The organism is Desulfurococcus amylolyticus Z-533, from assembly GCF_000513855.1.
Lineage (GTDB): Archaea > Thermoproteota > Thermoprotei_A > Sulfolobales > Desulfurococcaceae > Desulfurococcus > Desulfurococcus amylolyticus.
Genome location: NZ_KI911318.1, coordinates 221,826 through 248,301, shown reverse-complemented (window position 1 = coordinate 248,301; position 26,476 = coordinate 221,826). Strand labels below are relative to the sequence as shown.

The window sequence follows — 26,476 nt, the reverse complement described above, 5'->3', positions numbered from 1 at the left end:
TAAAATTATATTATAATCAGGGATTCAAGATGAGTAGTCAGAAGAGAAGCGAAAAAGGGATTAAGCTAAGGGTTGGTGAGGCAAGGCAGAGAGATGTGGGTAGAAAAATCGCGCGGATCGATAGGGAAACCATGGATAAACTGGGTGTTTCACCAGGAGACTTCATCGAGGTCATCGGCCCAAAGGGTAGTGATGTAGTGAAGGTTTGGCAGGCTTACCCTGAAGATGAGGGTACAGGGCTGATACGAATAGATGGAATGGTTAGAAAGAAACTGGGTGTTTCACCAGGAGACTATGTTACTGTTAGACCGATATCTGTAGAACCAGCGGTAAAGGTGACTATTGCACCTATTGGCGAACTACCGGTGTACGGTGATTTATCCGGCTATATTAAGAGACAAATAATAGGGAACCCGGTTAAGAGAGGGGATATAATCGAGGTACCATTATACGGTATGCTACTCAGGTTTGCCGTGATAAGTACTCAACCCTCTACCATAGTATACATAACTGAACACACATATATCGAAGTTAGGACCGAGCCGGTGAGGCCCGAGGTACTTGGCGAGGGCATTCCGAAAGTAACATGGGAGGACATCGGAGACTTAGATGAGGTTAAGCAGAAGATAAGGGAGATCGTCGAGCTACCTTTAAAATACCCAGAGCTCTTCGAGCATCTGGGTATAGAGCCACCTAAGGGGATATTGCTCTATGGTCCACCGGGCACAGGTAAGACGCTGCTGGCTAAGGCTTTAGCTAACGAGATAGGGGCTTACTTTGTAACTATTAATGGACCGGAGATAATGAGTAAATTCTACGGTGAATCCGAGGAGAGGCTAAGGAAGATATTCGAGGAAGCCCAGGCCAACGCGCCAGCCGTCATATTCATTGATGAGATAGATAGCATTGCTCCTAAGCGTGAGGAGGTAACTGGTGAAGTGGAGAAAAGAGTGGTGGCGCAGCTTCTCACGTTGATGGATGGTTTGAAGGAGAGGGGTAAAGTAATAGTTATCGGTGCAACAAACCGACCAGATGCATTAGATCCCGCTCTCAGGAGACCTGGGAGATTTGACAGGGAAATCGAGATACCTCCACCAGATAAGAGGGCAAGGAGGGAGATCCTGGCTGTACATACTAGGAACATGCCTCTAGCCGAGGATGTAGACCTCGATAAGATAGCTGATATGACTCATGGATACACCGGGGCCGATATAGCGGCGCTTGTGAAAGAAGCCGCAATGAATGCCTTAAGGAGATTCATGAAGGAGGAGGGTATAGAGATAGAAAAGGGGCAACCAATACCAGCAGAGAAGCTGGAGAAGCTGAAGGTTACAATGGATGATTTTCTCACAGCAATGAAGAATGTGCAGCCCTCATTAATCAGGGAAGTATTCGTAGAAGTACCAAGCGTGCATTGGGATGATATAGGTGGGTTAGAGGATGTTAAACAAGAATTAAGAGAAGCCATTGAGTGGCCGATGAAGTATCCACATGTATTCGAGAAGATGGGTTTAGAGCCGCCTAAAGGAATACTGTTGTTTGGTCCCCCCGGAACAGGTAAGACCCTGCTTGCGAAGGCTGTTGCAACCGAGAGCGGGGCAAACTTTATAACTGTAAGGGGACCAGAAGTGCTCAGTAAATGGGTTGGAGAATCTGAGAAGGCTATTAGACAGATATTTAGAAGGGCTAGAATGGTTGCACCAGCCGTTGTATTCTTTGATGAGATAGACAGTATAGCTGGTATCAGGGGAAGCGATCCCAGCGGTGTAATAGATAGAATAGTCAACCAGTTATTAACGGAGCTCGACGGTATTCAGCCTTTGAGAAGGGTTGTGACAATCGCCGCCACGAATAGGCCTGACCTCCTGGATCCAGCCCTCCTGAGGCCGGGTAGATTCGATCGCCTCGTATACGTGCCGCCTCCAGACTATAATGCGAGGCTCCAAATATTCAAGGTCCATACAAGGAAGCTACCTCTAGCCGAAGACGTGAACCTGGATGAACTAGCAAGGAGGACAGAGGGTTACACGGGTGCTGATATAGCGGCTGTATGCAGGGAGGCATCACTAATAGCTCTAAGGGAGAGGTATAGGAGCACTGGGACTCTGGATGTAGTTAAGGTGGGGATGGAGCATTTCATTAAGGCTTTAGAGAAGGTGCCTCCCTCACTGAGTAAAAGCGATATAGAGATGTATGAGAGGCTTGCAAAGGAATTAAAGAGGGTTAGCGGCAGCGGCTCCTTTAGAAGGGTTTCACTACCCTACGGCTAGTTTTTACTCGTACTCCACGGCTTTCATGTAGTGAAGCATTCGGTATATTTGGTGATTAGATATGAATAGTTCTATCCCGGCTTCATTCTTAAAGTTTTTAACGCAGTGTGGAAGGACTTCAGAGAAGCTGGCGAGATACCGTATAAGAGGCATGGTTATAATCTCTGGCTCGAACCCCGTTAAAATGGCGTCTCTAACGTATAGGCTAATATATTACTATGTTAAGAAATGGCGTAGAGTGATTAAGGATAAGAAAGAGTTCACAGGGCTATATATCTACCACGACGAGTTCGACGATGCAGTCTCAATGCGTAGTGAGTTTGAAAAACAGATAGGAAAGTTGGGGGACATAGATTTCCAATTCACGGTCTACGAGAAAAGCGATAAATACCTGGGTATAACGGTCTCAATCCTCGTTATGGATTTAACACGTGATTTAAAGCCTAACGACCTGGGGAGGTTGATCGGTATAGTTGAGGGGGGCGGCCTAATTGTATTACTGACGCCACCGTGGGATAAATGGGACGAATTCAAGACGATATTCAAGATGAACCTAACGGTTCCCCAATACCCTGAGCCACGTCATGTGTTTATTAAATGGGTTAAAAAACACCTATTGGAATTCGATGGAATAGGCATCTATGATGCTGACAATAATAGAATTATAAAGAGGCTTGAACTAAGAAACGAGTATAAGCCTTACGAGAGAAAAATAGACATACCGAAAAACACGTTGTTCCCGAGCGGGGTTTACGAGCACGCCTTAACCATGGATCAAGTCAACGTGTTGAAAATCATCGAGGAATTCTATGAGAAGCCACCTCCCGGTAAGAAGAAAGTACTCGTACTTACAGCGGATAGGGGAAGGGGGAAGAGTTGTGCAGTGGGCATAGGCGCTGTTGGATTAATACACTTACTTAGAAAAGTAAAGCCTAAGCCACGAGTCCTTGTCACAGCACCGGAGCCAAGCAATATCCAATCCTTAATGATGCTCGCCATGAAGGTCCTTGATAAACTAGGGTATAAGTATGATGTAATCAGGAGAGATGGAAATGTAATAGAGTTGAGAAGCGATAGGTTCAGCATAGAATACTGGGAGCCATTAAACATCCCGAAAATCAATGGTGATGTAGTCATAGTGGATGAAGCGGCCGGTATCCACGTTCCATTATTATACAAGATCCTGGAGTCGCATAAACGGATAATCTTTTCGAGCACTATACATGGCTACGAGGGTGCCGGTAGAGGGTTCTCGGTGAGGTTCCTTAAGAGGATAAAGAATAGTAAAGATATTATCTTATACGAGTATGAGATGACTGAGCCAATACGTTACAATTACAATGACCCCATAGAAAACTGGCAGTTTAAAACACTTCTCCTTGATGCTGAGCCAGCCGAGTTGAGCGAGGAGGACTTGAAGGATATAGAGTCAGGCAACCTCGTGTATGTAGAATATGCTCCAGAGGAATTATTTAATAATGAGAATGAGCTGAGACAGCTATTTGGAATATACGTCCTGGCACACTACCGTAACGAGCCAGATGATCTCGGAATGATAGCCGATGCCCCCCATCACCTTGTAAGGGCTGCAAAGACGAGGAATGGTAAAATAGTTTGCGCTGTTCAGATAGCCTACGAGGGACCAATAGATGAGGCAACAGCCACAGAACTACTTAAAGGATCGAAGATACCCGGAAACATTATTCCGGATAGGTTTCTTAAGCACCTGAGATATGTGGACTTCGCTAAGACCAAGGGGTGGCGTATAGTAAGAATAGCAACGCATCCAGCTGTACAGGGTAAGGGGATTGGAAGCTGGATACTTAATAGAATAAGAGAGGAGGCCGTTCGACTGGGATTGGACTGGATTGGCTCTGGATTTGGTGTAAACGAGCAATTATTGAGGTTCTGGCTTAGAAATGGGTTTATCCCTGTACACATCAGCCCGGATAGAAATCCTGTAAGCGGGGAGTATACAATACTGGTGATACAGCCGATAAGTGAGGTAGCGAGGAGACTGGTTGAGAAGGCTGCAGGCGAGTTTAAATCCAAGATACTTAATAGTATACCGGTTAACTACAGGGAGATGGAGCCCGAGATAGCCCTACTTATTCTTGATAGCGAGCCATACGTATACCGTGATAAACCAATACACATGTTCACTCCTGTGGCAATAGATCGCCTATGGACGTACTGCCAGGGACCTATGACTTTCGAGGCTGCTGCAGATATAATGTTCAAGATTGCTAGAATACATTGGTTGCTCCACCCAGATGTAAGGCCTAAGCTGACCCGTCTCCAGGAAATAGTATTGCTCACTAAGTCTCTTCAAGCACTCACATGGGACGAAGTTCATGAGATAACCCATGTACCGGTTAAAGAGCTTCAGAAGGAAGGGCATGAGATAGCCTGTATATACTTTAACTACTTGACTAGCTTAGAGCCAGATAAATACGTGCCCGGTGTACGGGATTATATGTATGAATTCCATGAGTCCAATATTTAGCCCTCATACTCTAATTTATCAAAGCCGCTCTCAATAATTCTCGCTACTACATCTGGTGGGAGTGCTAAATCCCATCTAGAGGCCTTCACGGGTCCAGCTATTCGGACTCCTAAGCCATCCACTATCTCTACTTCGAACACATGTTGATCATGATTAGTCTGCCTCATCTTCTCGATGACTAGGAAACGTTTGAGAACTCCTTTTACAACGCTTTTACGGAGCCTTATTACTCCATCGGCAACATGCTCGATGCCGAAGCCAAAGCCCAGTTGAGTTGTTACCGCGTATTGGCTTGTAGCAAGTATTGTGAATCCCCATTTACTCAAAACCCGTTTAACCTGGTAACTGTATTTCCTAGCCATGACCGGCTTCTCAAGCCAGAATGCACTCATAGAGTCTATGACTAATCTAGCATGGCCTGGACCGAGGTACTTCTTTGCCTCGATGATGATAGAGATTAATTCATCTACGTCTAGTTCTTTAAGACTCCATAGATCCCCGTATTCACCCATTAACGCGTCTATCACAACTAGCTTTCCATCATCAATATATGGTTTTAGATCAACTCCAAACCGTTTAGACTGGGAAATAATGCTCTCCCTAGACTCCTCTGTTGTAACATATATGGCCTTATCGCCTTCCAGCAGCCCCTTTGATATGAACTGTATCGACATAGCTGTCTTACCGGTACCTGGTTCACCTACAAGAGCAACCATGAAACCCCTTGGTATACCCCCCTCTATGAGCTCGTCTAGCCCTGGTATCCCAGAGGGTATTCTCCCCATGTTCAAGAAGACATCAACCCTTACATATCGTAATAATTCATAAGTTTAAACAGGATTATAATCATTGTTAAATAGTTAGGCAGGAAATCGGTGGGGGTTGTGACACTTATTTTAAGAACTGATCCACTTAATCCCAGTAGGGAGCTCCTGATCCAAGCCGCAAGAATATTGTTGAATAAGGGTATAGTAGCCTTTCCAACCGAGACAGTGTATGGGCTCGGTGCAGTCATATATTACGAGGATGCTGTTGAGAAGATATTTAAGGCCAAGATGAGGCCTCCCGACAACCCCTTAATCATACATATATCTACTCTAGACATGCTTGAAGAAGTCACATTGAATATACCTGAAGACGCATATAATTTGATAAATAGATTCTGGCCAGGCCCCTTAACGCTGATACTACCGAGAAACCCCAGGGTACCTAAGATAGTTACAGGAGGATTAGACACTATAGCTGTAAGAATGCCGGGTCATCCAACAGCTCTTGAGTTAATCAACGTGGTTGGCTACCCGATAGCCGCTCCAAGCGCTAATCTCTCCGGTAGACCAAGCCCTGTAACGGCTGAACATGTGATAAGGGATCTCATGGGCAGAATTGATGCGATTATAGATGCAGGAGAGACGTTTTTCGGGGTGGAATCAACGGTTGTGAATATACTTGAGGACCCGCCCACCTTACTCAGGCCTGGTGCCTACCCAGTGGAGGAGATCGAGAAGGTACTTGGAAGAAAAATAGCTATACCTGATTTCGCCAGGGGCCTCAAATACTCGGAGGTGGCTCTAGCACCCGGAATGAAGTATAGGCATTACTCTCCGGAGGCAAAGTTAATCCTAGTTGAGTCTGTGACAAATGATTACAGCGTAATTGCTAATAAAATCATCGAGGCGGCTAGAGATATTAGTGTATCCACTAATAGCGATATATGCATAGTTTCATCTATTGAAACAAGTAGTTATTACAGGAAGCTGGAGAAAGTGAAAGCCGTATTAATCATTGGCTCTAGGAGAAACCTGTATGAAGTAGCCAAAAACCTCTTCAAAATACTGAGAGACGTTGATAATATAGGGTGTAAAACAGTATTTGTGGAGGGATTCCCTGAAACAGGTATCGGGTTAGCAGTTATGAACAGGCTTAGAAAGGCGTCTTCAAGCATTATACGTGTCTAATACATTCTTGACTTCGACTTCTCTAACCACATATCCCGGTAGGTAGATACTCATTATCTCTTTAACAATACTCCTTATCTTCGAGTTTATGAGGGGATCCCCGCTGATAAGTCTAAGCACTGCTTCGTTGAATCCTGGATAAAGATGTAGTGAAGCAGCGAATCTATTATTATACATTATTCTCAGGCTGTAGGAATGCCTCTCAGCCCATAAGCCTTTCAGCCTAAACGCTTCAACCATGTTATTTAATACTTTAACCGGGATCCCCTTAATGAAATATGTGCTCATAACGCATTACCCCGTGGACAATACGCACAGCTAGATGGATTGAAACACTATTTATGTTTTATGGTTGTTTTAATTCTTTCAGGTTGCTAGGTAGGTTGAAGCTACGTTCTCGGGTGCGTAAACTCCAGGTATTATTATGTAGCAAAAAGCTTATAAACAAGCTCCAAGCCTTGATAGACGGGGCCTCATGAAGTGGTGAATGCTGCTCCTGGAGGATTGCTGATCACGGATATTATTTGTTCTCTCTGAAGAATAATTATCGATCACAAGAGCAGGGATGATTTTAAACCCTGATATATAGAGTAATAATATATGGTGGGAAAATGGGTGAAATCAATCCTACCGGAGAAGCCACCAATATAGGTACTAGTGGATCCGGAGATGTCTTAATCGATTTGTCAAACATACCTTTGAAGCCGCTTGGCAAACGCGAGATAAGCCAGCTTGAAATGGCCCTGATAATAGGCACGCTCTACAGGCCTGAAATCCTTGAATTAATACATGATCCTGTAGAGAGGTCTACATGGGTTGACAGCCTGGCGGTGGCGGCTGGAGCATATGCCAGAATGAAGGCTGGACTGCCCGTCAGCCAGATAGCTGAGGAACTAGGAAGAAGTGAGACCACTATAAGGAGCCATTTAAACATGAAGACAAAGGCTGGTAAACTAATCCATGAAACATACGAGAAACTCAAGAAAGGGGAGTTAAAGCTACTCATACCATTCATCAAGGCCCCTGCTGCAGGCTTTGAAGACCAAATCAAGGTGCTTAAGGAGGAAATTGAGAAACAAAGGGAGAAAAACAAACAGCTCGAGGCCAGGGTCAATGAGTTAACAGAGTTGTTGAAGCATAGGGAGAATGAGGTACAAGCACTCAAAGAAGAGGTTAATAGGCTTCAAAACGAGCTGGAGGCGAAGAATAAGGAGTTAAATACATGCATAGATAACAATAGATTACTTAAGGATAGAATAGATGGGTTCATGAAAAACCTTTATAAAGTACTCGAGGAACTACAGAGCACTATTAACACGGGGTAACAATAAGCCCCCTCTTTTAAAAAAGGTGCCTCCCTGATCCACCGATAGGGGGTTGAATGAGCTTTATACTTGTAAAGATGGATGAGGATGGCAGAGTACTCGACTATAGCACGAACGCTGTTAAAATGAGTGAGAGAAAGTTTCATACATTACTGAATAGAGCGGTGGATCTAGCTAGGGTGGAGATACTCGCATTCAGGAGCCTGGGATTAAGCGATTTTAAGAGTGCTAGTATAAATACACTCGATTTCTCGGTTACAATTACCCGTAATATAAACGGCAACCTCGTATTAGTGGTATTCAAGGATGAAGCATCCGCCTCTACTTAGAGCCAACGATTTTTAAGTAGTTCCTCCATATTTTCTCCTCTATCTCTCCAACACTACTACCTGTTATAGACGCTAAATACTCTATTGAGCCCGGTATTAGATCGGGCATTAGTTTCAAACCATGGTACTCATATGGGGCATCGCTCTCTGTTAATACATTTTCCACTGGTACCCGTGTAATAATCTCCCTATGTTTAACCTGGATCCTCCACGCAGGGTTTAATCCTACATAGTAGCCTGCTTCAACTATGCTACTCAGTAGGTCCTGGGGACCGGTGTACCAGTGAAAGAATGCCTTTTCAATACCTCCTCTATATACTTCATCAAATACTTCCTTCCAAGCACCAGCTGCGTGTATATTGAGTATTAAACCATACTCTCTGGCGTAAACCACGGCTTCCCTTAAGAACTCCAACTGCTTATTAAAGGTTTCCGGTGTGAAACGTTTATCAAGCCCTATCTCCCCCAGGCATTTGATATTGTTTTCCACTGCTGTATTTAATATGTTCTTTAAATCATTGATACTATACTCCCTAATGCTCCATGGATGAATACCGACACAGGGCGTTATATCGGGGTATGCTTCAGCAAGTCTCATAGTCTTCATACTCGACAATGGATCGTCTGAGACACACACCAATTTGTATCTCCCAAGATACTCCTTTATCGTATCAGGGCTTAATTCATGGCAGTGAATATGCATGTCGATTAACAATACTTACACCCCGAATCAATGAATATTAAGAATATTATTTCCTAGTAGCAATAGTATCTTTCCCCTGTTTAATTCATCGCTAAATATATGAATAGCATTGATAAGTGTGGAGGCTATGCTGGCATCCTCTACCAATAGCGGGATATAATCTTTGGTTTTCAATACTAGTATTAGAAACTCGCTAAGACCGGTGGGCTTTACCCTCTGTATCTTACCTGGTTCCTTGAGATATACATAGTAGTTGCCGTGATCCTCTAAAACACCACCTGAAGCAATAACACATTTACCCCCTGGTTTAACCCCCCATATAGTGTATTTCTCACTCACCCAGGTAAACACCTGCATGAAATAACCCTCACAGAATACTCTTGTATCCGGGTCATGCTTGAATAATATAAGAGGGTGCTCTCCCTCGAAATAAATCACGCTGTCTTTGATAACATACTCCACCCGCTCACATCCACCATTGGAGAGGGGTTTGCACGCCTCTATGTTAACCATTAATAACCCCTTTCAACAATAGCTCTATATTGATGATGAATTTGCCGAATACCGTATTAAAGATGAGGTATCTCCCGAATACCTGATCCTGTGTAGCGTCTCCCCACCCGCGGTACTTTTAATTGGTTTCAATTACTTTTAATTCCGTGGGTGGGGTTGACCCTTGGTGCGGGTTCACTAGCTTCACCCGCACCTCATGGGATCCCGTCGAGCCCAACGCCACGGGGCTCCCATCTGTGGATAGGTGCTTCAATCCTATGTTTATGGCTCCGATGACGTCCCTGTCTAGGGTCAGCCCGTTGCTCAGCCCGGCCAGCCTTAGGGTGATCTTGGCTACTTTCACCCTCCTCCCTCTCACCGCAGCGCGGATCACAGAGGGGGTGCAATTTTCAATGGGCTCTCCACTAAAGGGATCCCTCGAGGAGGAGTACGCCTCCGACACCTCGACGACGTGTATGGGCTTGTTATCCAGTACCTCCACCAGCTTCGAGATGCTCCACTGGTGGATCCTGTGCCTGAGGCTACCGCTCCCTGCTCTGCTAGCGAGCCTTCTCTTACCCTTGCGGACGTCCCCGACGACCACGACTGCGCTGTTCGCGTAGGCCAGCCCCTCGATGAACCTAGCGACCTTGTAGATAATGTCCATCTTCCTCCCCCTCTCCCTCAGCCTCCTCAGCGCCCCCCTCACACCCCTGTCCTTTGTCGACCTCCCCTCCGCGATCCTCCTTCTCCTCTCGGAGTATGCGATGACCATTTTGCCTAGGCTGGTCTCGACCCTATAGACTTCGTACAGCGCTCTATTCTTGAAGACAGCCAATGTGACGTTATTCTCATTAACATCAACAGCAATGACATTGTTAGGGTTGTAGGAGACCTCGAAGTCTTTCTTAAAGGTCAAGTAGAGCAATACCCTCTTTCCATCAAGCTTGACCCTAAGCTCGCTTGAGAGACTCCAGCCGCTGTAGAGGTACCTGCGCAGTTGCTTGTGACCCCTGTAATGGATCAATATCCAGCCGTTGTGCGTCCTCAGCTCGACGACCCCGCTCCCCAACCTCCAGTCCTGAAGGTCAGAGTAGGCCACCGTGATGTTCTTCACTACCGGCTTGTCGCTCCGCGCGAGCCCCCTCTTCTTCAGCCTCAGGAAGCTCCTAGCCCTCCTGACCGCGTCGCGGTAGCAACCCTTGATCACTCTTGTCGGTAGCCAAGGGTACTCCTCCCTGAACTTGTGGTAGAAGATCCTGTGCAGAGTGACCTGCGAGGCGTTGCGCTCGACCGCGTATTCGACCATCTCTTGGAGCATGGTTCTGTATGCTTCAAAGACTTCCCTAAGCGCTCGCCTGCCAGCACTATTAGTCCAGCCTTCCAACACTACTGTCCTCTTAAGGGTCTTTGACAGCTTGCTCAACGACCTCCACCACCTTCCTGTACTTGTGGCTACGCTTGCCGTAGATTTTGCTGGCGAAGCTGGTGACGATCGCTATTAGGTCCTCGACTAGCTCCTGGTAGTAGTCTTTGGGCTCTTGGTCGAAAACGACTACTACTCTCACACCGTATGCCTCGAAGAGCTTCTCGAGATAGGTGAAGCCAAACCTAGTCAGTCTATCCCTGTAAGCCACCACCACAGCGTCTATCTGCCTCTTCCTAGCCATTTCAATGAGCTTCCCTAAACCGCGCCTGTCCTCCTTAAGACCGCTAGCGACGTCTCTAACAACCACGTACTCGGCTTGTGGAAACTGTTTTCTAACATAGTCTTCCAGCGAAGCAACCTGCCTCTCCAGGTCATCCCTTTGCGTACCACCGCTGACCCTAGCATAGATAGCGACTCTCTTCAAATCAGCGTAGAACCCCTTGGTTAATCTTTCAATCTCAGACTCCGGGATATACCACCTGCCGTGGATGTTGACAGCCCTAACCCTCCCAGTCCTAATCCACTTTATCACCGCGCTACGGCTCACGCCGAGAATCCTAGCGAACTCGCTGAGCTTGTACAGCTTCTCCATCTTCATCAAGTAATTAGAAGTAATCAAAACTATTTAAATTTATCGTTTAATCGGGTACAGCCTCTCGGCTTAAATAAGCTTTTTATTTTTAACATGGTTCTCATTTTGAGTAGCGCTGTCAACACATTGAGTATAAGATACTAGGGAAGGGTGGATTTATTGAATATCAGACTGGTGCTACTGGACTATGATTTAACAATGGTATATAATGTATTTGATTTCTACGAAGCCTATTCAAACGCTCTTAAACACTATGGAGGCGGCTTTATATCATTTGAAGAATTCCTGACATTGTTAAACCAGGATAAGCTATCTACTCGTATCCCTGAAGACGTAAGTGAGACTGATTTCTGGGTTTTATTTAGGAGACTATATGTCTCAAGGCATCCATTACCGATGGATGGCGTCAGAGATCTCCTGAGGCTCCTTAAAGGCCTCTCCGTGAAGGCGGTTGTGGTATCGGGTCGTGAGACTAGTAACGAGTATATATGGAGGGATCTTAGGATGCTTGGGTTAAGCGAGTACATAGATGAAGTATACACCGTATGCGACCTTAAGAGGCTTAACGGCTTCGAAGAATACCTCTTCGATAAATCATGGCTTATATCATACATCCTTAGAAAACACTGGGTAAGCCCCTGCAACGCGTTATGCATTGGTGATTTTACAACGGATCTACTCAGCTGTAAGAAGCTCGGTATACCATTCATCGGGGTGAACAAGGATGATTATAGAGGTGAATTATTAAGGAGGAAGGGGGCTGAGATAGTAGTTAAAAACCTCTTCGAGGTCATTGAATGGATACCTGAAATAGATAAAAGGGCTAGTTGCTGACGTATCTTCCATCATTAGTTATATAGGCTTCACCACGGTCTAGTAGAGAGTTGAGTGCCCTTCTGATTTTGTCCTCACTCGCGATACCTGATAGTATTATATGTATTTCACGTAGGTTCATTGGTTTATAGCTTATCAACTCCTTTATAATGGATTCCAATTGCTCCTCATTAGGGGCTGTCATGAGAACTACTTCCTCATCCTCATGTAATATCTTTAATCTCACTCTCCTAGCTAATTCCTCGATCTCATCCTGGGTTAAATTAGCCATTGATATCGCCTCACTAGTTCCATAGGCTAAACATTTATTACTGGAGTATAATTTTGGTTTAAAGATGCTTTAAATATATCTCCAGATAAGTACCCGGAATAGGAGTACCCGGTATGAGTGTAAGGCTGATTCTACGGTATGATAAAACGGTGAGGTATAGCTTAAACCCGCTTATCGCTGTAGCTGATAAAATACCCGGTGTAAGAGTAGTGTTAGCCGAGGACACTGGCGAGCTCTACGCAGCTGTCAACGAGGCTTTAATGAATAATGAGAAATGTGTTGTGGGATACAGTATTCTAACAACCATGTTAGTGAATGACGCATTCCTTAGTGAATTAAAAAGCATCCTCAAATACCTCGAGGAGAAAAACTGTATTACGATAGCGGGCGGTCCCCACGCCACAGGAGATCCGCTGGGAACTCTATTCAGCCTCGGCTTCAAAGTAGCCTTCATAGGTGAAGCCGAGGGAAGCCTCGATGAGTTCCTACGTCACCTGGTTAACGACACGGATCCATTTACCACCAAGGGAATAGTCTTCCGTGAGGAAGACAAGGTGATAGCCACAGGTAGGGCGAGACCCATAGACCTCGATAAACACGATCCCTTCCCATACTGGAGGAGAATAATTAATCCATTAGAGATAACACGGGGATGCCCATATGGATGCCTTTACTGCCAGGTAAGCTATATACATGGAATGAGCTATAGGCATAGAAGCATTGAAAAAATAGTGTTCTATGTTAAGGAAATGGCTAGGATCGGTGTAAGGGATTATAGGTTTATAACGCCGGATAGCCTATCATACGGGCTTACTAAAATAAGTCGTGAGCCCGACACCGGTTTAATCGAGGAGCTTCTCTCATCGATACACAGTGCCCTGAGAAGTATTGGTGGGCGCATATTCTACGGCTCCTTCCCTAGTGAAGTAAGACCGGAACACGTGAACAAGGATGTAGTAAGAGTACTAAGGAAATACGTGAACAACCGGGAGATCATTGTAGGAGCTCAATCAGGAAGTAACCGGGTACTTAGATTAATAAGGAGGGGACATAGTGTCGAGGATGTTTTAAACGCTGTAAAGGAGATCTCAGAGAATGGTTTCACACCAAGCGTTGACATAATTCTCGGGATACCAGGTGAAACACGGGAGGACCAGGAGCTAACTCTAGAACTTATAGATGAAGTAATAAGAAATAATGGCAGGATACACATACATTACTATCTACCATTACCGGGTTCACCACTAGGGCTTCATCCTCCAGCAAGGATACCTAACGATATAGAGGTGAAGATAAGCCGGTTAATAGGTTCTGGGAAGGCTTATGGATCCTGGTTTAGTCAGAAAGAGTTATCTGAAAAAATAATAAAGCTACATGAGAGAGGTGTGATAGCGCCTTCCATATATAAAGGCCCTACTATGAAAACGTTTTAACAATCCTTATTCAAATACCTTGAGTCCTGGATTCGCTTCTAGGGCTGATTAAACTGCCATGAGTTCCAGCTTTTCTCCTCAGATAGTCTGTGAGCCATTGGCACGAAGCGGGATCGTAGTAGCCTCCCTCATAACACTTATATATATATGGACATTTAATGCATGGGATATCCGCCACATCGTTGAATATTTCTTCTAGTGAATAAGGATCTATACCCGCCTCCTCCATGATTCTAATTAGTTTCTCCCTCACTGGTTTAACTAGAAATGTCCTACGACCGCCATGCGTAATAGAGATTCTTTCCACTGAACCGAGTTCCTCGAGTTTTATGAGGATTTTTGAAATGATCCTCGGGTCAAGGTTCAAGTCCTTGCTTAACTGACTTTGATATATCTCCTGGCCCGAATGCCTTACCAGATATTTTAATATCTGTACCTCATTTTCTGAGAACTCTCTGCCACCCATTGTTGTTCACCACAGGTTTCACGTGGTTTGTATGGTAAGCACCCTGCCTAATTAGATATTCTGGTGAAGAATCTAATATATTTGACACCAACAGATACATTCCTGAATACTAGGGCTTCAAGTTTTTCCAGGTGCACATATATACGCGTTTTTCGTGTTAAGAATAAGCATCCGAGTGTCTTCAACAAGCCTGGATGCTACATCCACCTTATGTCTTAACCCTGGCGTGAGGGCATCCGGGTAATCTAGTTTCCTCAGGCTTATGTATATCTCCTCCATGAGATTAAAGTATTTAACCGCCTCATCTATTAATCCTTTGTCAAGTAGTTTAATAATATATCTCCTGAGTTCCCCGATGAGATCCCCTAGTCCCTGTAAATATGGAACATATGGTACGTCTAGGCGTCTCCACGATGAGACATTGTTTTTAACTATCACTTCATAGAATAATGCTGCCTCAACATACTCGCTTAACCCATTGTAAACCATGCCACTATAGTATATGTCGGGGTGTTCCCTCATTAGCCCGTTTATCTTTTTAACAATACCTTCAGCAATGCTGAGCCTTTTCTCAGCATCACCGATGAGCCCCCTGTGGATCAGTGTTACAACGTCGCTAGAGTTCCTTGTAAGTTCCCTGACAAGCCTGTATACCTCTTCACGTACAGAGTCCTTAAGGCTTAGAATCCCATCGATCTCATCGATACTATTCCTGATGACGTTGAGTATTTCCTCTATGTTCTCCATATCTCCCCCTAGTTGAAAACTATATAAGACCCTGCCATAATTAAAATTGCTGATGGGAGTCCCGCCGTAGCTCAGCGGCAGAGCGCCCGGCTGTAGTGAGGGCATAGACACCGGGTGGCCGGGGGTTCAAATCCCCCCGGCGGGATTTCCCCTATAGTATTTCAACCCTTTATCTCTTCCCAGACGTGATCGGGTATTCTTCTATTAAGGATATAATAGATTAGATCACTCGATATAAACGGCTTCTCCTCTACCAGCGGGTATCTGAATGGTAAATGAATTATTCTATCACCATCCCTGATTGATACTCCATCCACGTATTTATAGCCGTTCATTCCCTTATTTGAGTGCATGTAGTATATGTAGTAGACTGCCCCATCTATACTGTATTGCCCATCCCCTATGTTATAGGATTCAATTGATTTAAGTCTGCTACTTATAAGCTCCCGGGTCCTCTTCTTAGGTGGGTGATCTCCTAGTATACCTCCAACTACCACGTACTTGGTTCTAGATAGGATTTCATAGGTTAGCTCCCTGGGACTGGCTGGATCAAGTATTATCACCTCGCCGGGCTTGATGATACCGCTGTTAACGATCTCAATAATGCTCTCCTTAACCGGTATCCCATACCTGCCCAATATTCTATGGTATTTCCCAGGGATATTTGCGAATACCACACAGTTCGAGCCGTAGAAACCAGAGAGATGCCTGTATTCGAGGAGTATCCATGGACTCAATCCATCTTCCAAGTGCTCTATTACAACAACTGGCTTACTACATCCACTGGGAATCATGGTGATGACTTCACCGGGATCAAATCGTATAATATGAAGACGGTTGATAACCATGCTGTGTAAAAAGAAAGCAGTCCCCTGAGATACAAGTGCATCCTTTTAGTAGGCCTATACCTTACCGCAACGAAGATTATGGTTGTATAGTACACTATAGGTGAAAGAGTCCAGGTTACAACACTGGTTTGCAGGGGACCCATGAAATACAGCAGAATAAACGTGATGACGCCATATACTACCCCTGAGGCAAGCCTAATAAGCCATATACTGTCTTCAGTGTTCATTCGCCTGCACCACATGATAATAATCTCGTTAAAACTAATTTTAAATAAATGGTGAAGAGATTGCTTAAGAAGGCCATGGATATATTGGATATCTATTCATGGGTAAACAAGTATAGTAGCGTGGTCACGGGCTGCCTTATAGATAACGCATACCATTATAAATCATACTGGATCCTCAAGCTAAGATGTCGCGAGGGAGTATACATCGTTAAAATAGAGCCCGGGGTAAGGATGCATCTCTCACAAAGCCATCCCGAGGAAAAGGATATTGATGGCTTTACCAGGTTTCTTCGAAGCAGGATAAGGGACTCCAGGATCACGTCTATTAAACAGCCATGGTGGGAGCGAATAATATTGTTTGAGACAAGCATTCATGATAAAATCCTGAGACACTATGTGGAATTACTCCCAAGGGGACAATGGATCATAACGGATCAAAGCGATAAAATAGTATATGCATCAAGGTTCATGAAGTACAGGGATAGAAGTATAAAGCCCTCTGAAGTATATAGTCCACCCCCATTGAAGAACCTGTCTCCATCAGACAAGGATGCTCTATTAAATGTAGTTAAGGGCGGAAGGGACCTAGTTAGAACCATTATCTCAGCATGGGGTATTCCAGGCCATATAGCTGAAGAAGCGATACATCGCGCTGGGCTATACGGAGTTAAAAACAAAGGTGTCTCGGAAATACCCTACCAGGATCTCGAGAAGCTTGTGGATGAATACAGAAGAATAGTGGAAGAGGTATTAAATGGTAAGGGATACCTGGTGTATGGCGATGAAAACAAGCTTGAAATATACACCTCTTATGAACCAAGACTATTCAGCGAGGTATACGACAAAACCGTGAAGCCTCTTGACGACATCAACACAGCTATAGATGTCTACTTCACTGAATACGAAGCATACCTGGATTACCAGACGAGAATGGAGGAAGTAACGGAAAAACTCAGGGAGATCGAAGCGAGGATCAAGCGGCAAGAGGAGATAATAGCCGAGTATAATAATGAGATAGAGAACATAGAGTCCATTCTTCAAACCATATACAGTAACTACCATGTAGCCGAGGAGATACTTGAATGTGCTCGTGAAACCAGGGAGAAGAAAGGCTGGGAACACATAGCCGAGGAATGCAATGGTGTCATCGAGATATGTAAGGATAAAGGAATGATCGTGGTCAAGCTCGGTGAGAAAACGCTCGAGCTATCGATACGCGAAGACCTGAGCAGACAGGTAATAGAGCTGGAGAGAAAACATGGCGAACTAGTAAGGAAGACTGAATCAGCCAAGAAAGTACTCGAGGAAATGCATCAACAATTAAACACTATATCTATAAGTATGAATACCGAGGAGAAGACTATTAGAAAACCCTCCCCCACATTTTGGTATGAGAGATTCCACTGGTTGTTCACCAGAAATGGTTTTCTAGCCATCGGCGGCAGGGATCAATCTCAAAACGAGTTGGTGGTACGTAAGTATCTCGGTGAAAACGATGTATTCATACATGCAGACATACATGGAGGCTCAGCCGTGGTCTTAAAAAGTGGGGGTGCACACAGTCTGGAAGACGTGGTCGATGCTTCCTATCTAGCAGCATGCTATTCGAAAGCGTGGAAGGCCGGTTTCAGCTACATAGAGGTCTACTGGGTACCAGGTCGACAGGTCTCGAAGACTCCCCCACCAGGTGAGTACCTACCTAGAGGGGCGTTCATGGTTTACGGCTCGAAAAACTATCTCCAAGTACCGTTAAGACTTGGAATAGGGATCAGGGAATACGTTGATGATATCTACGGCGAGTATTTAAAGATAGTGGTAGGCCCCCAAGAATTAGTTAGAAGCCAGGCTATAGCATACGTGGTTATCATCCCAGGTGATAAAAAGCCGCAGGATATATCCAAAGAAATTGCTGGATACCTGGAGGGGATTATTCTAAGACAGAGAGGTGTTAAGTATAAGATCCCTCTAAGTGAGATCGAGTCAAAGATACCTGGACCCTCAGATATAATGCTAGTCTCCACCCCTTAACAAAATTGGAAATCCCTCCCCTAGAACACTATTTTCACCAATGCTGGTCTTCAACAAGCATAATACCTAGGGAAATAATTTATAACTGAAACCCTCATCCTTTAGGGCGGGGAGGAGGTCGTAAACTCCACCCCTCTAATGAGGACCGAACCCTAGCTGATGCTCCTGGGAATTGTAACCTATTATAGTTAAACTTATATTCTATATTAGACCTTCTTTAATCCTAGGTACATGTTAAAGCCAGTAAGGGGGATAATTGTGGGAGGAAGCAGAAATATAGAAATAGAACTTTTAAGAATGACTAGTGTAAGCAGGATGAAGGTTGAACTAGTCGAGAGAAAAGGAGTAGGACACCCGGACTATATAGCTGACTCGGCAAGCGAGGCTGCTTCAAGAGCTCTTTCAAAGTACTATTTAAAAGAGTTTGGCACAATATTGCATCACAACCTCGATAAAACACTACTTGTCGGAGGACAGTCGAACCCCAGATTCGGCGGCGGCACACTCTTGGAGCCTATATACATAGTAGTTGCAGGCAGGGCTACTACAGAGGTAAGAGTTGAGGATGGCATAGTTAAAGTACCCTTCGGTAAAATAATTATAGATGCCGTTAAAGACTGGATTAAGAGGAACATGAGATACCTGGATCCGGAGAGACACGTAATAGTGGACTATATGGTTAGAAAGGGTAGTACAGACCTCGTAACAGTATTTGATGCAGGGAGATCGTCCGTACCCCTTGCAAACGATACAAGTATCGGTGTAGGCTACGCCCCGCTTTCCACACTGGAAAAACTAGTACTACAGAGTGAGCGATTATTGAACAGTCCAGAGTTTAAATCCAGGGTACCAGCTGTAGGCGAAGACGTGAAAGTAATGGGTCTGAGAAGGAATAAGGATATAGTGTTAACAATAGCGGCTGCAATAGTCGACAGCGAGGTAAGAGATAAATATGAATATCTGAAGGTTAAAGAAGACATAGTAAACGTTGTCTCAGACCTGGCTGGTAGAATAGCTCCAGATTATAATATTAAAATACATGTAAACACGGCTGATATACCGGAGAAGAATAGCTTCTACCTAACAGTCACAGGCACCTCTGCCGAGCATGGAGACGATGGCGCAACCGGACGGGGCAATCGTGCCAATGGATTAATCCCCCCTATGAGGCCTATAAGCCTTGAGGCGACTGCTGGGAAGAACCCTGTAAACCACGTGGGCAAGATATACAATGTGGTTGCTAGAAGGATAGCTGAGAGAGTCTATGAAGTATACAACGGCATATTCTCTGATGTATACGTGGAGCTATTGAGCCAGATCGGTAAGCCGATAGATCAACCGCTTGTCGCAAGCGTGAAATTGATTCCAAGTGATCTATCGATGAACGATATCCCCTCACACATCATGAGCGAGATCCGTGGTATAGCAGATGAAGAACTCACTAATATAAAGAGGGTCACCGAGATGGTTCTAAACGATCAAGTAACACTGTACTAAGCTAGCTGTTTTTCCTAGACCTCTGATACTCTTCTATCATTCTCAATATTCTCTCATGTCTCTCCAACTCGATTAACTCATCTATTTTACGCCAGAGCTCGTTAGCCTTCTCAATGACCTCTTTTTCAACTATAACGTAGTCACCTAAGTCATATATGATCTCCGGTTTCACCACCGGGATCCTCTCCTTTAACGGATCGACTGCCACCGCGGGTGAAACAATGAAGCCCCTTCCACTGGTTAAGATGTTCTTCAACTCGCTTGATATCTCTAATACCCTCTCCATGTAAACACCGCGATTAACTAGTCCCCCCTCTCTCCGCACGGTACTCACTTTTGGTATCATTACCAGGTCTCCGCGACCCAGCTTAACTACATGTTCCTCCAGTTGCAACAGCTTTTCATATAGTTCCCTAATAACATTGTCCTTGTCCTCTATTTTCCTCCTTAAGGCTTCCAATTCGTTTTGTAAAGCATTTATCTTTCTCTCGTAATCCTCTATCCCTGGCTTCCTAGAGCGCGTGAGTTTCAACTCTAATTCTAGATCTTTTATATACAGGTCTTTTCTCTCTATTTCATCGAGTAGTTTCCGGACTAGTGCCTCCAACGTGTTCACTTTCTCACTTAGCTTCTCGCATACAGGTGTAGTGGTTGGTTTCATTTTCTCCTCTACTACTGGGGGGATCTTGGGAATACTTCTTTTAAAGTGTTCCTCGAGAACCTCTGAGAAGGGTTTACCCCTGATTATCTCGGCTATAAGCTGGTACCTATCTACTTTTTTCATGTTAGCGAGCTTCGATTTCACTTCTTCAATAGTGGCTTTATAATTATTATACGCCTTTACAGCAGCTGCCAAGGCATCCCTAGTATGTGAGTCAGGTATGTTGACCACGTATTTCTCCGAGTATTCCCTAGCTATCCTGTTTTTCTCATCGATAGTTATATCTTGCTCGGGAACGTAAAGCACCGCGTTAAGCATTGATGCAAGCTTCACAACTGTTTCAGGCGGTTTTGAAACATCCGTCGCAACCACTACAGGTTTGCCAATCCTGCTTATCAAGTTGACTATTTCATCCCTATCAGGGCTCTTCATACTGGTTATGAGTACTGGTTCTCCATCTAGCGTAAGAACTGAGACACCTATACTCATCCCTGGATCCACGCCAACTATCACAGGTTTCCTGGCTTGATCGCTTACTGGCTCTATCGACTTCCTGCTCGCATACGGCTTAATAATTATCTTAACATTCTTGTACTTTAAAGGCTTTATTAAACCGTATAGGCTTTCCCTTGGAGCATAAACTATGAACACGCTTTTCTCAAGGCCTCCCTTGCTTCTCTTTATCACCATATCATAGTCGAGCTTGTTCTCATTCAGGATACTCTTTATCTCCTTTGTTGCTTGAGCGATACTGGCCCTTATACACCTCAGGAATCTATCCCGGCTCATACCACCCTGTGTTACACTTCTCCCCTTCGTAACAACTATCCTAGTTTTCTCAGCAAATAACCTGACCTCATAACCTATACCCCTATAGGCTGCCAATGCATTTATATAGGCTGTCTTCAACGGTGTCTCAATCACCGTATCTATCCCTAGCTCCCTTGCCACACTATTTACATCTCTTGCATCATTTGGCGGTCCTGTCACCTGGACCACTTTAACGTTTCCAGGGAGCAACTCAAATATCCTTCTCAACTCATTCTCAGAGGGGGCTAATTCATATATGTTGTCAACAGCTATAATATCAACATGATACTCCAATACTAGTCTAAGCAATCTATATAACTCGACGTCCTCGAAGGATGCAATGATCTCTCCATTCCTTAGCACCACGGCTGAATAGAGGGGTTGCCTTCTACTATTCGGTGATGAACCAGGTTGTATATCCACGCCGATTACTGTGATGACTATGGTATCACCTAGGTAGTTACTTAGCTTAAAACATCTATTTATACCCGATCCCACGGGACTCAGGTCTGATATTAAGTTTATGTTGGCTGTGTTGTCCCTTCATCTGGCTTAGGGGTGTTGAGGGGTATTCTGAGACCCTGTATCCCGGGTTTCTTTTGGAGGTGTCCTCAGCCCTCACCTTATTATAATAAACTCTTCACAACAGCAAACAACACCAACCAATACAAGCCCATATAAAAACCAAAACAACAGCCAAAAGCTCCCGTAGATCTCCTCACTTAACCAGCTGACACTATTCTATTATAGATCGTCATATGATCAATGTTCAACCCATATACCTTATTGAAGAACTTCACCACGTATTCAACATCCCTCCTCAACAACTGTAACGCGTTGGGTTCCTCCCTGTAGATGTATTGAGGCCAGTCTATTACATAGGGTTTCTCATCGCTTACCGTTACGATTATATTATACTCGCTTAAATCCCCGTGTACAATACCGGCTTCCCTATATGCTTTACTAATAGTATCAATGATATACTCGAGAACCTGTTCTGGTTTCCTAAGCTCAGGGCGTTTATAAAGCTCTACGCCTTCAATGTACTCTGTGACAATTACATGTCTATTATAGCCCAGGGGAACCGGTACAAGTGCATTTATCGAGGACAGGGTTTTCAATGCTTTGAACTCTCTCTCAGCAGCCAGCTTCGACTCCTCATACCATGTGGTTGAAACCTTGTTGCTACTCCAAGATCTTAGTAGCCTTGTGCGTTGAAAGCTGGTTCTCCCGATCCTAAGTACCTTGACCACTACCTTTAAACCGCCTGGTGCAAGCCCTATGTATATTTCACTCTCCTTGCCAACCCCTATTTTATTTCCTAGTGCCTCAAGTATGTTCTTGTTGACCAGGGTCCTGAAAGCCAGCATATCATAGCCTATATATGTCAACCTATACGCCTTATAGCCTGCTATAGTCTTCCTCCTAACTAACCCAAGCTCATGGAGCTTGCCAAGTACTAGGATTACCTCCCCTTCATGCAGGCCACTGATCCTCTCTATGGTCTCTAGGGCAACATATTCCATTCCCCTCGAAATCCCTTTTTCGATGGCCGCGAGAACCTTGAAGTCCTTGTCTGTGAGCGACTTATATATTTCACCGGGGAGCAAGATTAACCACTTCCATGGATTAATTTAAGTATATTAATAAACTTATCAAGGTGTTGCCGGCTCACATGCGGCATTACGACCACTCGTAAAGCATGTAGAGATGGCGACTTGTACACGTATACCCCTTTCTCAGCTAAAACCTTGAACAGCTCAATATAGCTGTATCTCAGGGACCTAAACACATTTATGGGTAGGATCGGCTTGAATACTACTAGCTCAGGGATATTTTTCAAGCCATTATACAGGTAATAAGAGTTCTCCATCATTTTAACTGCGTTCTCCTCATAACCCTTGATACCCATTGCCATGAAGACGGCTGCTGAAGCAACAACAGCTCCACCAGGCCTCGTGCCAAGGAGCCCGCATGATTTACCAAGCGGCATATACTCCATATCAAAGCAGGCCTGCTCAAGGAAACCACGATTGGAGAAGAAGAGAAGGCCTGAGGGTATCGGCGCACATCCATTCTTATGCATGTCGACGCTTAGGCTTGATACTCCTGGGAACATCCGTAAATCCACGGTAATATACCCCCTCCTATATAGGAATGGTATTAGGAGGCCACCATAAGCAGCGTCGACGTGTAGGTAGACACCATATTTTTCAGCTAACTCCCCGGCTTCTTTAACCGGGTCAATGACACCTGCCTCCGTAGTGCCAGCTGTTACGACTACCGCGAAAGGCTTATATAATCTGATATACTCCTCCAAGATTGCTGGGTCAACCGGTTTCAATGGATCAACTGGTATCTTTACCAGTTTACAACCCATTAAAAGGCATGCCTTATCTATGGATCTATGGATGCTTGACGGCACAACCACTGTATTCTCCTTGCCCTTGTTCACTCTTCTACCAACATATAGCGCCATGATATTTGATTCTGTGCCACCCGAGGTATACATACCGTGCTCAACATCAAATAACCCTCCGATTCCTTTAACAATGATCTCTTCAGCTTCTTTAACAATAGGGAAGACCATGTGATCATTACCATTTATATGAATAAATCTGAGAAAAGCCTCAACACCTAATTCATGCGGCATAGTCGTCATTGAACCAAGTATCGATCCATCCAAGTGGTTGGGGGTCTTAGAAAAAGCTTTCTCCAACCATTCTCTAGCCTTATTAATATCACCAATATACATTTATTACTCATCATCCCCAGTTCATTTACTTCATGAAGAGTCTCTCATATTGTTTTAGATACTCGGTACTTATGGATACATCTATAAAGAGCTTTCTAGCTCTCTCCACATCTTCGACCTCTATCCTGCTTGATCCCCTTTCCTCCGCAATTATTCTAGCTGGCTCAAGTAGTTGCACAGCGTATCTTAGACTTGTCTTACCACCTATTTCGACAAGTTTCTCTAGAGCCTCATTAGATAAAGCTATCTCTTCCTCGCTGGCACGTATCTTGATGATCTCCCTGATCTCATCAGGTGTGTAAGGCCGTGTAGGTATTATTAGTAATCTATCCAGTAAGTCCAATGGTATGCCATGAGGCGACTCTATGTCCGTACCCCGTATCCTTGCAATGCCTCTATTGGTTGCCAGGATAAGTATCGGGGCGAACTCGCTCTCCATAGCTCTTGTCAGGAAGCTGAATGATTCTATATCTAGCATATGTGCGTCATCTATGAAGAGTACACCGGGGAGTAATTCAGCTTTTTTCTCATCGATCCACTTCTTCACTGTTTCATCTACTTGACGCCTTACTTCTGAAGGTATCTCTCTTTCAAAGGTTAACCCGAAGAAGCTGATCACGCTTCTCTGTGCAGCGTATATCATGTCAAGATCATACAGGGTTAACACGTTTACTATTTCCTTTTCCTTCCTCACAGGCCCCTTGGGTATTTCAACGATCCTCTTAGTCTCAACATCATATGTTCTAGCACCCTCCACCTCCCTGGTGCGTCCAACCCTGTGGACCCTACCTGTTTCAGCATCAATCCATATCACGTCGCCTTTACGTATACCCATCTCGAGGAGCTGCTGGGTTACTTCCTCAGGCACTGTCAAAGTCAACTCTTCATCCTTCGTGGCTAGAACCACCCTTGCCTCTACTGGGACTGTTAGATAGGGCACCATGGGGTGTCTCGCTCTACGTATCTTCAACTCCTTTACAACGCCTTCATAGACTTTTCTAACCTCCCTGAGCTTTATTCCAAGCGACTTCCTTAAGGCCTCCATGAGTACTTCGGTCTTTTTCTTTTCCGTACTATATATCTCGCTACCACTCATTATGACAAATGGTGTTTCCTCACCGAGCTCCCTGGCTATTGCCACAGCTATGGCTGTCTTACCTGTGCCGGGTGGTCCCACCAACAGTATCCCTCTTCCAGCTATTCTCCCCTCCCTAATCATCTTGACAACTATGCCGGCAGCCTCCCTAGCCTCCGTCTGCCCTACTAAACCATCACCGATTATTTTAGCCCTACCTTTTTCATCCAAACCTAACCCGGTGATATGGCTGTGCGCACTTATCCTCCTACGAACAGGTGCTTCAACACGTATTCCACTCATCCCATACCACCTTGGCTGATCATCTAACTTAATCTGGTTAAACCTCTACGGGGCAGTATGGATTATCATAGTATAAATAATTATGTAAGAGGGATTTTTAACCAGCTTCCTTGGTATCATCTCTTCTCTACATATACTATCAATGGATTGACTCCTCGATACCACCGGCTACGGTGGATACGAGAGCCCGTTACACTACTTTACAACTGAAAGCCTTCAGGATGAGGAGGTCAGATAACCAAGTAGAACTAGGATATGATTATCTTAGATGAGCTAGGGTAGCGGTGGCTCAGCGCCGCTGAAGTCTTCATAGACCCCAGCCCCTAAGGCCTCGTTTTTCTTCCTCATCATCACTTATAGAATAATGATCCAAGGTACGGTTATTATATTCCACGATAAAAAATAAAATCAGAGCTGAACTAGTATGCCTCGGTATGCTGTTCCTGCTTTCATATAGGTTTGCCATCGAATTCTTTTATTGAAGAACGCAATCGCATGCATAAACCTATTCATAAAGTACTCAAGATGCGCGGGCTCCTTTATTGCTACTGGTTCTCTTGGAGCATCACTACACGTCTTACTGGACGCTCCATTATATAGCGATATAAAACCATTTATCCATTAATGGTAAACCCTTTATACAATCCTTTGTTTGCCTTGCTTGCCTCACATATATACTACATGTTCTTTAATGTTGATTATTGGACTAATATATTACATTGGGCTAGCTACGAAAACCGTGTTTACAAGGTGAAAAAGCAGTATCTATCATACTTTCTTTATGATAATAATGCCGACTAGCCATATTAAGAAGCTGGACCTTCATTCGTAGTTGACTTATATCCTGACCGGTGGATTAAGCTATTTAATCCCCTACTATATTTTGATCCCAAATAGTAAACACGTCTAAGTGAGCCAGA

General features: G+C 44.5%; 24 protein-coding genes and 1 tRNA gene. 10 read left to right on the top strand and 15 right to left on the bottom strand.

Features of this window, described 5'->3' with window-relative positions; all coding sequences use genetic code 11:
• Positions 1-29 precede the first annotated feature (29 nt).
• Together SPHMEL_RS01420 and SPHMEL_RS01415 are read left to right on the top strand one after the other, a co-directional pair.
• Positions 30-2,270, top strand: coding sequence for a CDC48 family AAA ATPase (locus SPHMEL_RS01420; RefSeq protein ID WP_042666955.1), 2,241 nt, complete (start codon positions 30-32; stop codon positions 2,268-2,270).
• 61 nt (positions 2,271-2,331) lie between these two features.
• Positions 2,332-4,776 (top strand): tRNA(Met) cytidine acetyltransferase TmcA, encoded by a 2,445-nt coding sequence (locus tag SPHMEL_RS01415; RefSeq protein WP_042666953.1) that lies wholly within the window; start codon positions 2,332-2,334, stop codon positions 4,774-4,776.
• Here SPHMEL_RS01415 and SPHMEL_RS01410 read toward each other — a convergent pair.
• Entirely contained in the window at positions 4,773-5,561 is a 789-nt protein-coding gene (locus tag SPHMEL_RS01410; RefSeq protein ID WP_042667895.1) for a KaiC domain-containing protein, read from the bottom strand. The genes SPHMEL_RS01415 and SPHMEL_RS01410 overlap by 4 nt on opposite strands.
• A 90-nt stretch (positions 5,562-5,651) precedes the next feature.
• Here SPHMEL_RS01410 and SPHMEL_RS01405 point away from each other — a divergent pair, with 90 nt between their 5' ends.
• Positions 5,652-6,731 carry an L-threonylcarbamoyladenylate synthase gene (locus tag SPHMEL_RS01405; RefSeq protein WP_084322064.1) on the top strand — a complete coding sequence of 360 codons (1,080 nt, stop codon included), beginning with the start codon at positions 5,652-5,654 and terminating at the stop codon, positions 6,729-6,731.
• Here SPHMEL_RS01405 and SPHMEL_RS01400 read toward each other — a convergent pair.
• Positions 6,711-7,019 carry a hypothetical protein gene (locus SPHMEL_RS01400; protein ID WP_042666949.1) on the bottom strand — a complete coding sequence of 103 codons (309 nt, stop codon included), beginning with the start codon at positions 7,017-7,019 and terminating at the stop codon, positions 6,711-6,713. The two genes, SPHMEL_RS01405 and SPHMEL_RS01400, sit on opposite strands and share 21 nt — an antisense overlap.
• Before the next feature lie 323 nt (positions 7,020-7,342).
• On the opposite strand from SPHMEL_RS01400, the gene SPHMEL_RS01395 reads away from it, so the two are divergent.
• Both SPHMEL_RS01395 and SPHMEL_RS01390 read left to right on the top strand, forming a co-directional pair.
• Positions 7,343-8,056, top strand: a complete 714-nt coding sequence (locus tag SPHMEL_RS01395; RefSeq protein ID WP_042666946.1) for a transcriptional regulator — start codon at positions 7,343-7,345, stop codon at positions 8,054-8,056.
• 56 nt (positions 8,057-8,112) lie between these two features.
• Positions 8,113-8,385, top strand: coding sequence for a hypothetical protein (locus SPHMEL_RS01390; RefSeq protein ID WP_042666944.1), 273 nt, complete (start codon positions 8,113-8,115; stop codon positions 8,383-8,385).
• On the opposite strand, the gene SPHMEL_RS01385 is transcribed toward SPHMEL_RS01390, so the two are convergent.
• The 4 genes from SPHMEL_RS01385 to SPHMEL_RS01370 all read right to left on the bottom strand — a co-directional run bounded on the left by SPHMEL_RS01385 (position 8,378) and on the right by SPHMEL_RS01370 (position 11,601).
• Positions 8,378-9,100 (bottom strand): TatD family hydrolase, encoded by a 723-nt coding sequence (locus SPHMEL_RS01385; RefSeq protein ID WP_232216705.1) that lies wholly within the window; start codon positions 9,098-9,100, stop codon positions 8,378-8,380. The genes SPHMEL_RS01390 and SPHMEL_RS01385 overlap by 8 nt on opposite strands.
• A 15-nt stretch (positions 9,101-9,115) precedes the next feature.
• Complete coding sequence (locus tag SPHMEL_RS01380; protein WP_042666943.1) at positions 9,116-9,601, bottom strand: hypothetical protein; 486 nt, start codon at positions 9,599-9,601, stop codon at positions 9,116-9,118.
• A 118-nt stretch (positions 9,602-9,719) separates the two neighbouring features.
• Positions 9,720-11,006, bottom strand: coding sequence for an IS200/IS605 family accessory protein TnpB-related protein (locus SPHMEL_RS01375; RefSeq protein WP_084322063.1), 1,287 nt, complete (start codon positions 11,004-11,006; stop codon positions 9,720-9,722).
• Positions 10,981-11,601, bottom strand: a complete 621-nt coding sequence (locus tag SPHMEL_RS01370; RefSeq protein WP_042666942.1) for an IS607 family transposase — start codon at positions 11,599-11,601, stop codon at positions 10,981-10,983. Before SPHMEL_RS01370 ends, SPHMEL_RS01375 begins: the two co-directional genes overlap by 26 nt.
• Positions 11,602-11,751: 150 nt before the next feature.
• Here SPHMEL_RS01370 and SPHMEL_RS01365 point away from each other — a divergent pair, with 150 nt between their 5' ends.
• Positions 11,752-12,435, top strand: coding sequence for an HAD family hydrolase (locus tag SPHMEL_RS01365; RefSeq protein WP_232216704.1), 684 nt, complete (start codon positions 11,752-11,754; stop codon positions 12,433-12,435).
• Here SPHMEL_RS01365 and SPHMEL_RS01360 read toward each other — a convergent pair.
• A complete protein-coding gene (locus SPHMEL_RS01360; RefSeq protein WP_042666938.1) occupies positions 12,425-12,706 on the bottom strand; it encodes a hypothetical protein in 282 nt (93 codons plus the stop codon). The two genes, SPHMEL_RS01365 and SPHMEL_RS01360, sit on opposite strands and share 11 nt — an antisense overlap.
• Before the next feature lie 113 nt (positions 12,707-12,819).
• On the opposite strand from SPHMEL_RS01360, the gene SPHMEL_RS01355 reads away from it, so the two are divergent.
• Entirely contained in the window at positions 12,820-14,139 is a 1,320-nt protein-coding gene (locus SPHMEL_RS01355; RefSeq protein ID WP_042666936.1) for a TIGR04013 family B12-binding domain/radical SAM domain-containing protein, read from the top strand.
• Between the two features lie 10 nt (positions 14,140-14,149).
• Here SPHMEL_RS01355 and SPHMEL_RS01350 read toward each other — a convergent pair whose 3' ends face one another.
• Both SPHMEL_RS01350 and SPHMEL_RS01345 read right to left on the bottom strand, forming a co-directional pair.
• Entirely contained in the window at positions 14,150-14,605 is a 456-nt protein-coding gene (locus SPHMEL_RS01350; protein WP_042666935.1) for a helix-turn-helix transcriptional regulator, read from the bottom strand.
• 117 nt (positions 14,606-14,722) lie between these two features.
• Positions 14,723-15,352, bottom strand: coding sequence for a translin family protein (locus SPHMEL_RS01345; protein WP_042666934.1), 630 nt, complete (start codon positions 15,350-15,352; stop codon positions 14,723-14,725).
• 60 nt (positions 15,353-15,412) lie between these two features.
• Here SPHMEL_RS01345 and SPHMEL_RS01340 point away from each other — a divergent pair.
• Positions 15,413-15,497, top strand: a tRNA-Tyr gene (locus SPHMEL_RS01340).
• A 16-nt stretch (positions 15,498-15,513) separates the two neighbouring features.
• Here the strand turns inward: SPHMEL_RS01340 and SPHMEL_RS01335 are convergent.
• On the bottom strand, positions 15,514-16,146 hold the full coding sequence (locus SPHMEL_RS01335) for an RNA methyltransferase (RefSeq protein ID WP_042666933.1): 633 nt from the start codon (positions 16,144-16,146) through the stop codon (positions 15,514-15,516).
• Complete coding sequence (locus tag SPHMEL_RS01330; protein ID WP_012607697.1) at positions 16,143-16,427, bottom strand: hypothetical protein; 285 nt, start codon at positions 16,425-16,427, stop codon at positions 16,143-16,145. The genes SPHMEL_RS01335 and SPHMEL_RS01330 overlap by 4 nt, the downstream gene beginning before the upstream one ends.
• 51 nt (positions 16,428-16,478) lie before the next feature.
• Here SPHMEL_RS01330 and rqcH point away from each other — a divergent pair, with 51 nt between their 5' ends.
• Positions 16,479-18,455 (top strand): ribosome rescue protein RqcH, encoded by a 1,977-nt coding sequence (gene rqcH, locus SPHMEL_RS01325; RefSeq protein WP_232216799.1) that lies wholly within the window; start codon positions 16,479-16,481, stop codon positions 18,453-18,455.
• Between the two features lie 231 nt (positions 18,456-18,686).
• Complete coding sequence (locus tag SPHMEL_RS01320) at positions 18,687-19,952, top strand: methionine adenosyltransferase (protein ID WP_051400974.1); 1,266 nt, start codon at positions 18,687-18,689, stop codon at positions 19,950-19,952.
• A 1-nt stretch (position 19,953) separates the two neighbouring features.
• On the opposite strand, the gene SPHMEL_RS01315 is transcribed toward SPHMEL_RS01320, so the two are convergent.
• The 4 genes from SPHMEL_RS01315 to SPHMEL_RS01300 all read right to left on the bottom strand — a co-directional run bounded on the left by SPHMEL_RS01315 (position 19,954) and on the right by SPHMEL_RS01300 (position 25,556).
• Positions 19,954-21,921: a DUF460 domain-containing protein gene (locus SPHMEL_RS01315; RefSeq protein ID WP_232216703.1), complete on the bottom strand. Its 1,968-nt coding sequence runs from the start codon at positions 21,919-21,921 to the stop codon at positions 19,954-19,956.
• Between the two features lie 224 nt (positions 21,922-22,145).
• Positions 22,146-23,033, bottom strand: a complete 888-nt coding sequence (locus tag SPHMEL_RS01310) for an RIO1 family regulatory kinase/ATPase domain-containing protein (RefSeq protein ID WP_042666928.1) — start codon at positions 23,031-23,033, stop codon at positions 22,146-22,148.
• A gap of 2 nt (positions 23,034-23,035) precedes the next feature.
• Positions 23,036-24,178, bottom strand: coding sequence for an aminotransferase class V-fold PLP-dependent enzyme (locus SPHMEL_RS01305; protein ID WP_042666926.1), 1,143 nt, complete (start codon positions 24,176-24,178; stop codon positions 23,036-23,038).
• 25 nt (positions 24,179-24,203) lie between these two features.
• Positions 24,204-25,556 (bottom strand): RuvB-like helicase, encoded by a 1,353-nt coding sequence (locus SPHMEL_RS01300; protein ID WP_042666923.1) that lies wholly within the window; start codon positions 25,554-25,556, stop codon positions 24,204-24,206.
• Positions 25,557-26,476 lie beyond the last annotated feature (920 nt).